The following is a 13,406-nucleotide window of genomic DNA, read 5'->3' on the forward strand; positions in this document are numbered from 1 at the left end:
AAGAGAACAGAGCAATATCCCTAGGAGCTATTTCCACCCATGGTCAGCATGTTGTCCATCCTTCCCCCTGCCACCAGCCAGCCGGGCGGCATCAGCGTCCCGGGTATCGTGATCAGCCTCGGCGTCGGCGTTGCCGTCTGGCTCGTGGCCACGTTCGTCATTTCCCGCATCACCAAGCGGGTGGCGTCGGGGAGCAATTTCTTCAAGAAGCCCACGTTCAAGTGGGCTGCTCCGGCCTTTCGGGCCCTTGACCACGAACGCCGGGTCCAGCGTGCCGAAACCATTGGTTCGTTGCTGAACAGCGTGGTGGGAGTGCTGGTGGTGATCATCACCGGCATGTATGTGCTGCAGAACCTGGACATCAACATTGCCCCGCTGCTGACCAGCGTGGGTATCCTCGGTGTGGCCATCGGCTTCGGCGCCCAGCAACTGATCCGCGACTTCCTGGCCGGGATCTTCATTACCATTGAAGACCAGTACGGGATCGGTGATGTGATCGAAACCAGCGAAGTGGTGGGCGTCGTGGAGTCCATGGGACTACGGATCACCCGCGTCCGCTCGGACGACGGCGCCATCTGGTACCTGCGCAACGGCGAGATCCTGCGCGTGGGCAACCGTTCGCAGGGACGGTATGTTCCACTGCACGAGTCCGACGACGGGACCACCGACCAGGGCTCGGCGCACGTTGAGACCAAAAAAACTGAGCAGAAAGCCGGGGACTAGCATGTCGCTTCCGATCGAACCGCGCCCAGGGCAGCGGCCCCAGTTGATGCAGAACGACCCCTTCAGCAAGCCGGACTACACGGAAAGCTTCTACGACGCCGTGGGGGGCCACAACACCTTCGTCAAGCTCATCGACGTCTTTTACGACGGCGTGGCCACCGATCCGGTGCTGCGGCCGATGTATCCGGAAGAGGACCTGGCCCCCGCGAAGCGCCGCTTCCGGATGTTCCTCGAGCAGTACTGGGGCGGTCCCACCACCTACGGGGAGGAGCGCGGCCACCCGCGCCTGCGCATGCGGCACATGCCCTTCAAGGTCACCCCCGAGGCAAAGGACCGCTGGCTGTTCCACATGCGCACCGCAGTGGATGCCCTTGATCTGCCGCCGCTCTACGAGGGAACCCTGTGGGACTACATGGAGCGGGCCGCGCTCTCCATGGTGAACAGCCCTTCCGGGGCCTGAACCCGCTTTCCAACCGGCGCTGACGCTGCCCCGGCAGTACCCCCTAGAGCAGGCCGCTGCCGGTCCGCGCCAGAACGTGGCCGCGGGGTCCGCTCAGCCGGAACCAGCGGCCCGCCCGGTAAAGCTTCTGGTCGCCGTCACCCAGGAACCCCAGCGCGAAGGCTGCGAAAGCCGCACCGGCGGGCAGGCCGGCGTCGTCCAGTTCCCGCCCCCACACGGCTGCGCGGGCGTTGTTCACAATGAGGGCGCCCGGTTTCTCCGGCACGATGCCCGCCACTTCGGCGATCCCCGCCTCAGCGGCCGCCCGCAGGCGGGCGTCACTGACTGACCCCAGCAACTCCCACCCGCCCCGTGGGGCGCCTACTCCGGTCCAGGACTCAGTGACGGTGGTGGGCGGAACCGGCAATTCGACGTCGTTCTCCCCCGCGCGTGCCAGCCGGTCAAGGACGGAAGACAACGCAACCGTGACATCTGTTGCGGACGGTTCCTCCAGCGCCATGGTGCGCAGGCCCAGGATGGTGGGCGTTGACTCGCCCAGGAGCCTGGGCCGCAGGACACACACGTACGCGGCCAGGACAGAGCCGGCGGCCTGCAGGCGGATGGCGCCGTCGTCGATGGCTTTGGCCCGGGTCGCGAAAGTCTTCAGGTCGGCGAGATCGCGCGGATCGGCGAAACGGAAGGACGAGGTGAGAAGTTCAGACACATCTAGAACACTACCGGCTGCACTCCGGTTGAGTGGTTCGCCGGGCGCCGTCTAGAGTCGTCCCATGACTGAAGCCGAAGCCGGATTGCTGGCGCCGCCAAGCGGAGACCCCACCTCATCGCTGATTGAACTGCTGGACCTTGGTGAGCTTGAGGGCGCCCGGACGGATGAAGACATTTTCCTTGGCCCCTCACAACAGCAGCCGCACCACAGGGTCTTCGGCGGGCAGGTGCTGGCGCAGTCACTCGTGGCGTCCATCAGGACGGTGGATCCCGAACGGTTTGTCCACTCCATGCACGGCTACTTCCTGCGGCCCGGTGACGCCAACAAGCCGATTACATTCGGCGTGCAGCGGCTGCGCGACGGCAGGTCGTTTTCCGCCAGGCGCGTCCACGCATACCAGGACGGTGTGCCCATCCTGTCCATGATTGCCTCTTTCCAGGGTGAGGACGAAGGGATCGACCACTCGTCAGTGATGCCGGCCGGAATCCCGGACCCCGAATCGCTGCCCAGCACGGCGGACCTGCTGGGGAAGTTCGATCATCCTGTTGCGCGGCACTGGGCGTATGAGCGGCCCTTTGACATCCGGCACGTCAACCCGGCGCTGTATGTGTCGGCGGCCGGCCCGCGGGAGGCGCGCAACGCCGTCTGGATGAAGACATTCGGGCCGATGCCGGACGACTCCAACCTGCACCGTGCCGCCCTGGCCTACGCCAGCGATTACACACTGCTCGAATCCATCCTTCGGCGGCACGGACTGAGCTGGATCACGCCCGGCATGAACGTTGCCAGCCTGGACCACGCCATGTGGTGGCACCGGCCGGCGCGGGTGGACGAATGGCTGCTCTACGTCCAGGAATCCCCCAGTGCCCATGGCGCACGCGGCCTGGCCACCGGCAAGATCTTCAATCGGGACGGCCAGCATGTGGCTTCGGTTGCACAGGAGGGAATGGTGCGTATTCCCACCGACCCCGCCCACGGCTGAACCGGCCGGGACACCCTGCCGGACGTGAGGAAGGCCGGCACCCGTCCGTGAACTGGTCCCCGAAAGTTGGACTCGTGATTGTGCGTGTTCCACTCTATCGGCCGGTGACGGCTGTTCTAAGAAGTCCCCGTCCCGTTTGGAACGGGGACTTCTTCGTGGATGGCAGTTCTATAAATGCTAAAGCGAGTGCTCATTCAAGACTTCGCATTTACCGGCATGGCTTCCGCGGACGACCGGGTTATGGGCAAGCCCCTCCATACATGGGCACTGAAACTGTGGAGGACTTGGCGGTCTCTTTCTCGGTCACTCTGATAACAACACAGGCTGGCCCCTGAACCAACGTCAGCCCCGGGAACTGGGCAGGTCGTTCCCCACATGGGGTGACCGTGTAAAAAGTGGGTATGTCAGGGTCTCCATGGAGGACTGCTTCGCTGGTTTCCCAGTCTGATGCCGAGGCGATAATGAGGGAAGCGTCTGACGGGGCATCGATAGTGATGGTCCGTTCGCCAGATCCCGCTGCCACAGTTATCGGCGTCTTCCATGCCCCGTATTTCTTTCCTCCGTTCCCCGTGAAGGGGTACCCGTTCATTTCATCCCGGACGGGCCAAGAATAGTATGCAGGGCTACCCGCCCAGGAAAGCGATGAAATACCTTGGGCAGCGGGAGCTTCGGGGGCGGGAGGAGGACTGCCTCGCCATGCATCTTCACAGGTCAAATTTGAGGCCAGCTGCAGCCGCGGATGGGACGTCTCTGGGGCGGGACCTGGCTCCGTCGTCGAGCAACCATTGACTGCTACTAGAACAACCAACGCCGCTGCTGCCGTGATCTGCAGTGACCCCATAGCTTCCCCCATTGACCTAATGAACTGCTATAAGAACACCACGAAGAGAGCAAAGTGGCTATCCATGTCCCGGCTGCTGTGGGGGGCGGAGACGCGGCGCAGCGGGGTGTGCCGCTGAGGTTTGGCGAAGAGGGACCTACGCGGCAAGCATCTGAGCGCGATACTGTACCGGGCTAAGACCCTTAAGCGTGGTGGAAATTCTTTCGGTGTTGTACCAACTGATGTAGTCGTGCAGCGCCGTTGCCAGGGCATCGGTGTTGAGGAATCGGACGCGGTGAAAGAGTTCTTCCTTGAGGTGGCCGAAGAAGTTCTCCATGACCGCGTTGTCGTAGCAGTTGGCTTTGCGGGACATCGACTGAACGGCGCCGGCTTCCTGCAGGAGTTTGCGCCAAGAGGTGTGCTGATATTGAAATCCTTGGTCTGAGTGCACGAGCAGCTTCTGCCCGACCTCCAGGGTGGCCAGGGCGGTGCGCAGAGAGGAGTTGGTGAGCTCCCGATTGGGCGAGAGTCCAATGGCGTAGGAGATGATCTGCCGGTCAAAGAGATCCATCACCGGGGACAGGTAAAGTTTCCTGTCGCCAACGCTGAACTCGGTCACATCGGTCACCCATTTCTCGTTCGGGGCATCCGCATCAAATTCCCGCTTCAGTAGGTTCGGGGCCACGACGCCCTGCTCGCCTTGGTAAGAGTTGTAGCGCTTCTTCCGTCGAACCTTGCAGACCAGCTGCAGTAAACGCATCAGCTTTAGCACGGTCTTCTTCGCGACCGTCCAGCCTTGTTTGACCAGTTCGATATGGATTCGGCGGTGTCCGTACCGGGCGTGGCTCTTCTCAAAGATGCCCGTGACCGCTGCCTTGAGGTCTGATTGCGGGTCAGGGGCGAGCAGCCGAGCTTGGTGATAGAAGAACGTGGACCGGGGCACGCCGGCGACGTCCAGAAGAACTTCCAACCGGTGTTGGGCCTTGAGAGCGATGACAGCGCGGACCTTTAGCGCCGTTCCTCGTCCCTCAAGGCGTTTACTTTTCCCAGGAAGGCCACCTCTGCCCGCAACCGCTCGTTCTCGCGGCGAAGCCGCTGCAGCTCCGACTCCGGCTCTGCCGGCACCTTGAGAGATGAGGGTGGTCGTCCGTGCGGTTTCGGGCGTAAACCGTCTTCGCCCTCGTTGCGGTATCGCCTCGCCCACTTCTTGATCAGATCCGGCGAAGAGAGTTGGAGCTCTTTGGCCAGGGCGACCTGGCTCTCCCCGGCCAGGAACCGACGGACCGCATCGAGTTTGAACTCAAACGTGAACTTCCGATGGGTTGATTTGGTCACCAGCGCCGTACCTCCGCGAACTCTCCACAGGTTATGGATACGGATGACAGCTTTAGAACGGACCCCGATCCTCGTCGCCGCTGCCTTCGCGCCCCAACCCATCTCGAACAACGCTACCGCGGCCTCGCGCTGCTCCTCAGATAACGAACTACTGTCCTGCATAGAACTGCTCCCCGATAGAAGGACCGATTTCTCAGTCCAACTTTCGGGGAGCAGTTCACCGCGTGCCGGCCTTCTCCCTATCCACATATGCCCGCTGCGGGGCCGCGCAACCTAGTCGCGGGTCAGGCGGCGGTGCGTGACGCGGTGCGGCTTGGCAGCATCGGGACCCAGGCGCTCCACTTTGTTCTCCTCGTAGGATTCGAAGTTACCCTCGAACCAGTACCACTTGGAGGGGTTCTCCTCGTCACCTTCGTAGGCCAGGATGTGGGTGGCCACACGGTCCAGGAACCACCGGTCGTGCGAGACCACCACGGCGCAGCCGGGGAACTCGAGCAGAGCGTTTTCCAGGCTGCTGAGGGTTTCGACGTCGAGGTCGTTGGTGGGCTCGTCAAGGAGCAGCAGGTTTCCGCCCTGCTTGAGGGTCAGGGCCAGGTTCAGGCGGTTCCGCTCACCGCCGGAGAGGACGCCTGCCTTCTTCTGCTGGTCCGGGCCCTTGAAGCCGAAAGCGGCTACGTAGGCGCGGGACGGCATTTCGACGTTGCCCACCTGGATGAAGTCGAGTCCGTCGGAAACAACCTCCCACAGGGTCTTGTTGGGGTCGATGCCGCCGCGGCTCTGGTCGGCGTAGGAGATCTTGACGGAATCGCCGATCTTGAGATCTCCGCCGTCCAGCGGTTCCAGGCCCACGATGGTCTTGAACAGGGTGGTCTTGCCCACGCCGTTGGGACCGATGACGCCCACGATGCCGTTGCGGGGCAGGGTGAAGGACAGCCCGTCGATCAGTGTCCGGTCTTCAAAGCCCTTCTGGAGGTTTTTCGCCTCCAGGACCAGTCCGCCCAGGCGCGGTCCCGGCGGGATCTGGATTTCTTCGAAATCAAGTTTCCGGGTACGGTCCGCTTCCGCGGCCATTTCCTCGTAGCGGGCCAGGCGGGCCTTCGACTTGGTTTGCCGGCCCTTGGCGTTGGAGCGGACCCACTCGAGTTCCTCGGCGAGGCGCTTGGCCTGCTTGGCGTCCTTCTTGCCCTGGATCTCGAGGCGGGCGCGCTTCTTCTCCAAGTAGGTGGAGTAGTTGCCTTCGTACGGGTACAGGTGCCCGCGGTCCACTTCGGCGATCCATTCCGCGACGTGGTCCAGGAAATAGCGGTCGTGTGTGACGGCGAGGACGGCGCCGGGGTAGCTGGAAAGGTGCTGCTCGAGCCACAGTACGCTCTCGGCGTCCAGGTGGTTGGTGGGCTCGTCGAGGAGCAGCAGGTCCGGCTTCTGGAGGAGAAGCTTGCACAGCGCCACGCGGCGGCGTTCACCACCGGAAAGGTTGGTGACATCGGCATCGGCCGGCGGGCAGCGGAGGGCGTCCATGGCCTGCTCCAGCTGGGAATCGAGGTCCCAGGCGTCCGCGGCGTCGATGGCTTCCTGCAGCTTGCCCATTTCCTCGAGGAGGGTGTCATAGTCAGCGTCGGGGCTGGCCATTTCCTCGGAGATCTCGTTGAACCGCTGGATCTTGCCGTAGATTTCGCCGACGCCTTCCTGGACGTTACCCAGGACGGTCTTTTCCTCATTGAGGGGCGGCTCCTGGAGCAGGATGCCCACGCTGTAGCCGGGGCTGAGCCTGGCCTCACCGTTGGAGGGCGTGTCCAGCCCGGCCATGATCTTGAGGATGGTGGACTTACCGGCACCGTTTGGGCCCACAACACCAATCTTGGCGCCCGGGAAGAAGGACATGCTTACGTCATCAAGAATGAGTTTTTCGCCAACGGCCTTACGGGCCTTGGTCATTGTGTAGATAAATTCCGCCATGGTCTCAAATCTAGTGGGTTGGCGGGCAGATCTCACATTTGCAGCCGGAAAGTCAGCGCGTTCAGGACCCCACGAAGCACTTGCCGCTGGCCAGGACGGGAAGAACTGTGACGGTCACTGCACCTTCACGCACCTGGCCGATGACGCAGTCCTTGCCCTGCAGCACCGCAGCCTCGATGGCGTCAGCCTCCAGCCCGGTGGGCGTCCGGCTTTGCGAGACCTGTTGCGCTGCCGGCGCAATGCCCGCTCCGGTCAATGCGTCGCTGACCTGGGCCGTGGCGGGTTTTGGTGTTCCTGCTGCCAGTTTGGCCAGGGCGTCCGTTACGGTCCGCTTCACGGTTTCGGTGGCTGCGGCTTCTGCTGCCGCCGGCGCACCGGCCGACGTGTTGGCCAGCGCTTCACCGCCGGAGCCGCTGCTTCGTGGCGCTGGATCCGATGCCCGGGCCGCCGCTGCCTGCGTGGCAGGTGCTGCCGCCGTTGGCGTCGGTGATCCCTGACCGCTGCCCCCAGTTGCCGGCTGGTTCATGGAAGGACCGGCAGAACACCCCGACAAGAGAGTGGCCAGGACAGCGCAGGTCAGCGCTGCACCGGCCCGGTTTTTCTGCCGGCGGTAAGGGGTGGGACACATGGTGTCATTCTGCCATGCTGCCGGGAAGCGCCGTCCGCCATGCCCGCGGTGCGCGTCGACCATGTGGCCAGCAGGGGCAAACAACTGTTGGCGGGCGGACGGAAGGCGGGGGGGTGCCGCCGATCCGTCCGCCCGGGACTGGACGGGAACTCCGATACCTGATCCGTGGTTCCTAGACCTCGGCGAGTTCCCCCGTTTCGAGGTCAAGGGAGGCGAGGGCGCCGTCATTGTCCTCAATGACCACGGCGGCGTGGCCCTGGTCTTCGGGGTGTTCGTCCAGGCGGTCCTCCGGTTCGTCCGGGACCTGGTCCAGCCCGGGGGCGTCATCAGGGGCCGGCGGCTGCTCCACGAGGGAAAGGGCAGGCCGGGAGGCGGTACGGATGAAGTTGGCCGATCCGAAGGTGAGGTCATGCCCCACGGCCTCTGCGTCAATGATGGTGGAGTGGTAGACGCGCCCTTCCTTTTCCCAGGTGCGGATTTTCAGCTTGCCCACCACGATGACCGGCTGGCCCTTCCTGATGCTGCAGCCCAGGGTCCCAGCAAGGTTGCGGTAGCCCTGGACGGTGAACCAGTTGGCGGTACCATAACGTGCTATGACCGTTTGCGCTGTTTACCTCCGAATCTCCAAGGACAAGAGCCTTGGCACCGCCGATGAAGGCCTTGCCGTTGACCGTCAGCGGAAGGACATTCACAAGCTACTGAAGGCCAAAGGCTGGGAGGTTGGTCCGGAGTACCTTGAGAACGACACGTCAGCGTCAGGCAAGGTTCCCCGTCCCGAGTATGCACGCATGCTTGAGGACTACTCAGCCGGTGGCTTTTCCGCTATGGCCGCGTGGGACTTGGACCGCTTTTGGCGCGTGCCGATGGAGTTTGAGCATCTGCTGACACTGGTGGATAAGCAGGGCCTCATGCTGGCAACGGTTGGCGGTGAGGCTGACCTGTCCACCGATAACGGCATCCTGTATGCACGCATCAAGGTAGCTGTGGCCGCTGCCGAACTGTCCCGCCGCAGCGCACGACAGAAGGCACGCTTCGCTCAGGACCGTGAGAGCGGGAAGGACCACTGGCGCGGACGCAGGCCGTTTGGTCTGACACTGGAAGGCAAGCTTGTTCCGGAAGAGGCTCAGGCCATCAAGGACATTGCCGAATCCGTGATCAACGGAGGCACCATCTCAGCCGGTGCCGCATTGCTCAATGAGCGCGGCCTCAAGACCACCTTTGGCGGCGAGTGGGGACGGCAACCCTTGAGGCGGACCCTGCTCCATCCGCGCATTGCTGGACTCCGGGAACACGACGGGGAACTTATAGAAGGCAACTGGGAGGCCATCCTTGACCGCCCTACATGGGACGCTCTGGTAAGCCGGTTGCAGACCAAGGACCGAGCCAAGCCAAAGAGGACAAAGCATGAGTACCTGCTGTCCGGTCTGCTGACCTGTGGCACGTGTGGCGGCAAGTGCTACGGCGTTCCCGCCAAGCGCAAGCTCTCTGATGGCAGCTACCGCCTACGCCACGTCTACCGGTGCGGCAATACGCACATCTCCAAATCACTGAAGCCAACGGATGATCTAGTGATCCTGAAGACCCTTGAGCGGATTCTTGTGCTCAACCCTGAAGCCGTAGAGGTTGATAAGGAAGCCTTGAGTGCCCTCCGCAATGAGTGGGCCAAGGAAGTGAAGTATTGGCAGGACTGGCAAGACGAAGCCGCTGAGGAAGGCCTGATGCCATCCGCTTACCGGAAGCCACGTGCACTGCATGAGGCACGCCTCCGGGAGATTGAGCGGAAGATTGCCGAGATGGAGAAGGTTTCCTTGGTCCGGATGCCGACCATTGATGAAGCCCTTGAATCCACCGCCGATGACAACGGGCAGATTGAGATGGTCTTTGAATGGGATGCCCTCAGCCTTGAGAAGCGCCGCCGTCTGGTTTCCCTGATGTGGGAGTCAATCACGATGCTTCCGGCCAACAACGGGAACCGCTGGGACCCCGACAGCATCACCTTCACGCCCCGTATGCTGTAGCACTGGAGGATGTTTCCCACCATCTCCACAAGATCCCCGTTGGCTTCGGCTGGCGGGGTTTTTTGGTTTCCGTTGGAAGTTTTCGTGGTTCCGTTGAAAGTCCGTTGAAACCTCATCCGGCATCCGGAACCACTAGATATAGGGTCAAGACGCCGAAAATGACACTAGATGTGGTTCAAAACTTTCTTAGACTATGGCTTGACAGCGCTGCATAAGGAGCGTAAGATTCCGCCCCGTTCTGAATTCATGGTATGATAGTTGCTATAGACATCAGAAGTCAAGCCCCTACAGAAAGAATTTTTCCATGAACTACGAACGCACCGAACTGATCAGGACACGAAGCAAGCTCTCCCACGCAAGGAACCGTGTGGTACGCCTCCAGAACCAAGCGCTTGAGGCAGCGCGTGAAGTTGGCGTCATTGAGCAGCGGGTAGCTGAGCTTGAGGCTCAGGAAGCAGGCAAATGAAGCGACTAGCCGCAGCATTGCTGGCGGGGGCCATGCTCACCGGTTGTGCACCGGCCCCGCACAAGACGTTCAAGCAGTGCGTGGACGAAGAGACAGCTTTCCTTGAATCGCACTACACGCAGAAGGAACTACGAGCGAAGTCTGCCGAACTCCAAGTAGCAATCTATGACCGGTGTGAAGACTACCCGGACAAATAGAAAGGCCCTCCGGGAAACGACAATAAACCGGAAGGCCTTTCAAAAACGCGGTTATCCGCACCACCGGTAACCCACTCTCCTATTATACAGGAGATTTGTGGGGCCAAGTTGAACGAAATAAAAGACAAAAGCCAAGAGAAAAGAGACCGCATGGACTCACTTACGAATAGAAGGAATTACCTCAATGAACGAAACAACCGCACTCCAGAACCTCTATGTAGAACTACACCTTGATAGGTGGTTTGAAGAGCTTCTAGGTCAGAAGGCGGACTACAGCAGCTTTAACATCCACAAAGCGGAAGCTAGCCTTCCCCGTACGGAGATCAGGGCTGCTAAGGCTATCCGCGATATGTTTGAAACCCGCCTCTCCTATATTCCAACCGAAAACCGTTGGTACCTCTGGAATGGAAAAGTGCACGCTCCGTGCGACGGCGACGGAGTAGCAATTGAAGCGGTCAAGTACTACTACAAGGCCATGGCCGATGCCCTTGAATTCATCAAGAGCCATTTCGAGACCCTAGCTCAGCATGCAGCTTCCTCCGGTTCAGCTTCCGCCAAGGAAGACGCAGCCAAGATCCGCGCCCTGTATGACAAGGGTGAGATCAAGAAGCACAAGTCATTCCGCGACCGGATTTCAACAGAGGCGGGAATCAACGCTGTTGCCCGACTCCTCAAGACGGAACTGAATGTTCCCTCAAACCACTTTGCGGATGACCGCCGTTGGATGGTCATTGAAAACGGCGTGTATGACCTTGACGCGGTACGCAGGGACAAGCGCTTTGACCTTCTCCCCCATGACCCTTCACGCGCTGTCTACCGCATGCTCAACGCTGAAGAGCGCCCCGGCTCCGGATACGGGGATCTCGTGCGCTTCCTTGAGCAGAGCATTGCCGACAAGGGACAGGCACGGTTCTACTCCAAGGCTGTTGCTTGGGCGTTGTTCGGAGTCACCGACGTAGCTACCAAGACGATTGTCTCGGTACAAGGCGCTACCAACTCCGGTAAGAGCATGATGAACCGCGTAATGGAAGACATTGCCGAAAGCTTCTATGCAGAGCCGAAGAGCGAAGCCATTGAGCTATACGCCAAAGGCTCCAAGTCCCACGCTCGCCACGAGATGCAGAAGGCACGCTACGTAGCCTTCACAGAGGTTCAAGGGCAGTTGGATAAGGGCTTTGTCCTTCAGTACTCCGGAGGCGACATGATCGACTCTGAACAGAAGTACGTGAACGCGGTCAAGTGGAGGCCGCAGGGTCTTATGTTCTTCGTCAGCAACGACGGAATGAAGATCGACACGGTAGCTCCGGAAGTCTATGCACGCGTTGCACCGGTCAACTTCCCGCACCAGTACCACCGCGCCGAAGATGCCAAGCTGAACGGCTCCACCTACATTCAGGATGAGGGACTTGAAGGCCGCTTGAAGGCCAACCGTTCCGGGACACTGGAATGGCTCAAGGCCTCCTACCTTGCCTATCTGGATGAGGGTCTAGCGCTGACAGATAGCATGCGTGCCCTGAAGCTGGCTACCCGTGATGACAGTTCCAACGCAATCGAGTTCCTGAATGAGATGAAGGACGCTGAACGCTACCTGATTGACACTGAGGCTCCGAAGTCGCAGTTCATCAAGATCAGTGAGGCCCACACCGACTACGTCTCTTGGTGCAAGGATCACGGCTACACGTCCAAGCAGATCCTGACGCAGCGTGTGTTCAGCAAGCACATCCAGACGCAGCACCCTGAGGCCAATTCAGGCGGACGCAGGTTCGATGCTCTGGTCAAGAACCAGACTCTCAGGGTCTTCTGACCTCCGAACGTTCAACTGAACGTTTCTTGAACCCTTTTGAAGGGGTCTACGTTCAAGCCAAAATCCCTGTAAATAAAGGGAACTAGGCCTCTTCTATACCCTCTTTGAACGTTTGAACGTAAATATTTAGAACTACCTCTATAGAGAGTAAGTAGAACTACATATGCCTATGACCCTATGTATATGTAACAAAAAACTGTTCCATATAAAAAAAGTTTCTAACCACGCGTTCAAGCGTTCAAACGTTCAAACCACACTCTTACACGAAGGAAAAACCTTGGAATCAAATAACTATCCTGCCCCTACCCCTATCTATTGGGACGGACAGTCCAGCATCTTTATGGAAGCAGCAGACGGAAGGGTACACATCCTGCCGGAATCCGGATGCCCTGTAGCAATCGCGGAACGCGTATGGGAAGAGGCACGCAATGCTTGAGACGCTGATTGTTGTCCTGCTGGCTGTTGTCGTGAAGGACCACCGCACACGGATGAAGACCCTTGGGGAAGAGGCGCGTTCATACGGAAGGAGAACCCGATGAGCGTATCCGTGATGCTGGTTGAGCTTCAGTCTCTGGAGCGGTCAGCGGAGACACTAGAGAAGATCGTGTACAGCCATTTGACAGCCTTGGAGGGCCTTCCGGAAGAGCAGACCGCACACTATGAGGCACGCGTTCTCAGGAAGCTTCAGGCGCTTGATGAACTTCAGGAACGGATTGACGGCACGATTGCCAAGCTGAAGGAAGCCGGAGGCTATAGGCCAAGCAGCCGTACAGCAAAGTCCTACTTTGAAGAGCACATGCAGCCAAAGCGTCCCCTTCGCACGGGCCGCACTGGATCAACCAGACCGAAGGCCAAACGCACTCCGAGTGGTCCACCAAAGTTCGTAAGCGAACGCGGAAGCCACAGCACCAGACTCATACGCTCCAGATACTGGCAAGGCGCAGAGGACATTATGGACAGCGGAGATGGAACGTTCACGATCAAAGGCCTGATGGCTTACAACGATCAAACGGAATTGTCGGTTAGATCCAATCTAAAGAAATGGCGAGATGCAGGATTGATTACCGGTACACGAGGTACAAGAGGACATCCAGCGGTTTACAGCCGGGCTTAGTGAGAACTATTCTCAGGTATAATTGGTAAGGGAACATCCCCGGAAATGGGGTGAATATGATCCCGCTATCATTCACCGGACAGAATCCGCTCTGGATAATCCCGACACTCATTCTCATCATCGTGTTTGAGGTATTCAAACGGGAAGGGTAATGACCAACATTTGACAGGCTGGAAAGACAGCCACTCAGCACAGGA

Annotated in this window: 13 protein-coding genes and 1 pseudogene; 8 read left to right on the forward strand and 6 right to left on the reverse strand. The window is 59.9% G+C overall.

Annotation, left to right across the window (positions count from 1 at the left end):
• Positions 1–39: 39 nt before the first annotated feature.
• Both ACTAQI_RS07425 and ACTAQI_RS07430 read left to right on the forward strand, forming a co-directional pair.
• Entirely contained in the window at positions 40–723 is a 684-nt protein-coding gene (locus tag ACTAQI_RS07425; RefSeq protein WP_457950405.1) for a mechanosensitive ion channel family protein, read from the forward strand.
• A 1-nt stretch (position 724) separates the two neighbouring features.
• On the forward strand, positions 725–1,183 hold the full coding sequence (locus ACTAQI_RS07430) for a globin (protein ID WP_457950406.1): 459 nt from the start codon (positions 725–727) through the stop codon (positions 1,181–1,183).
• A 43-nt stretch (positions 1,184–1,226) separates the two neighbouring features.
• Here ACTAQI_RS07430 and ACTAQI_RS07435 read toward each other — a convergent pair whose 3' ends face one another.
• Complete coding sequence (locus ACTAQI_RS07435; protein WP_457950407.1) at positions 1,227–1,886, reverse strand: hypothetical protein; 660 nt, start codon at positions 1,884–1,886, stop codon at positions 1,227–1,229.
• A gap of 64 nt (positions 1,887–1,950) precedes the next feature.
• Here ACTAQI_RS07435 and ACTAQI_RS07440 point away from each other — a divergent pair, with 64 nt between their 5' ends.
• Positions 1,951–2,871 (forward strand): acyl-CoA thioesterase, encoded by a 921-nt coding sequence (locus ACTAQI_RS07440; RefSeq protein WP_457950408.1) that lies wholly within the window; start codon positions 1,951–1,953, stop codon positions 2,869–2,871.
• A 977-nt stretch (positions 2,872–3,848) separates the two neighbouring features.
• Here ACTAQI_RS07440 and ACTAQI_RS07445 read toward each other — a convergent pair.
• The 5 genes and pseudogenes from ACTAQI_RS07445 to ACTAQI_RS07465 all read right to left on the reverse strand — a co-directional run.
• Positions 3,849–4,661 carry an IS3 family transposase gene (locus ACTAQI_RS07445; protein ID WP_457950409.1) on the reverse strand — a complete coding sequence of 271 codons (813 nt, stop codon included), beginning with the start codon at positions 4,659–4,661 and terminating at the stop codon, positions 3,849–3,851.
• Between the two features lie 38 nt (positions 4,662–4,699).
• Positions 4,700–5,188: a helix-turn-helix domain-containing protein gene (locus ACTAQI_RS07450; RefSeq protein WP_457950410.1), complete on the reverse strand. Its 489-nt coding sequence runs from the start codon at positions 5,186–5,188 to the stop codon at positions 4,700–4,702.
• 111 nt (positions 5,189–5,299) lie between these two features.
• Positions 5,300–6,982 carry an energy-dependent translational throttle protein EttA gene (gene ettA / locus ACTAQI_RS07455; protein WP_079596350.1) on the reverse strand — a complete coding sequence of 561 codons (1,683 nt, stop codon included), beginning with the start codon at positions 6,980–6,982 and terminating at the stop codon, positions 5,300–5,302.
• A gap of 61 nt (positions 6,983–7,043) precedes the next feature.
• Complete coding sequence (locus tag ACTAQI_RS07460; protein WP_457950411.1) at positions 7,044–7,610, reverse strand: DUF6993 domain-containing protein; 567 nt, start codon at positions 7,608–7,610, stop codon at positions 7,044–7,046.
• A gap of 172 nt (positions 7,611–7,782) precedes the next feature.
• A pseudogene (locus ACTAQI_RS07465) lies at positions 7,783–8,193 on the reverse strand (single-stranded DNA-binding protein); the annotation flags it as partial.
• A 10-nt stretch (positions 8,194–8,203) separates the two neighbouring features.
• Between ACTAQI_RS07465 and ACTAQI_RS07470 the strand changes: the two are divergent.
• The 5 genes from ACTAQI_RS07470 (at position 8,204) to ACTAQI_RS07490 (ending at position 13,209) form a co-directional block, all read left to right on the forward strand.
• Positions 8,204–9,628, forward strand: a complete 1,425-nt coding sequence (locus ACTAQI_RS07470) for a recombinase family protein (protein ID WP_457950412.1) — start codon at positions 8,204–8,206, stop codon at positions 9,626–9,628.
• Positions 9,629–9,932: 304 nt separating this feature from the next.
• Complete coding sequence (locus tag ACTAQI_RS07475; RefSeq protein ID WP_457950413.1) at positions 9,933–10,094, forward strand: hypothetical protein; 162 nt, start codon at positions 9,933–9,935, stop codon at positions 10,092–10,094.
• Positions 10,091–10,291 carry an entry exclusion lipoprotein TrbK gene (trbK, locus tag ACTAQI_RS07480; RefSeq protein ID WP_457950414.1) on the forward strand — a complete coding sequence of 67 codons (201 nt, stop codon included), beginning with the start codon at positions 10,091–10,093 and terminating at the stop codon, positions 10,289–10,291. The genes ACTAQI_RS07475 and trbK overlap by 4 nt, the downstream gene beginning before the upstream one ends.
• 184 nt (positions 10,292–10,475) lie before the next feature.
• Positions 10,476–12,095: a primase-like DNA-binding domain-containing protein gene (locus ACTAQI_RS07485; protein WP_457950415.1), complete on the forward strand. Its 1,620-nt coding sequence runs from the start codon at positions 10,476–10,478 to the stop codon at positions 12,093–12,095.
• A gap of 535 nt (positions 12,096–12,630) precedes the next feature.
• A complete protein-coding gene (locus ACTAQI_RS07490; RefSeq protein WP_457950416.1) occupies positions 12,631–13,209 on the forward strand; it encodes a hypothetical protein in 579 nt (192 codons plus the stop codon).
• Positions 13,210–13,406: the final 197 nt, after the last annotated feature.

Source organism: Pseudarthrobacter sp. alpha12b (genome assembly GCF_054130495.1).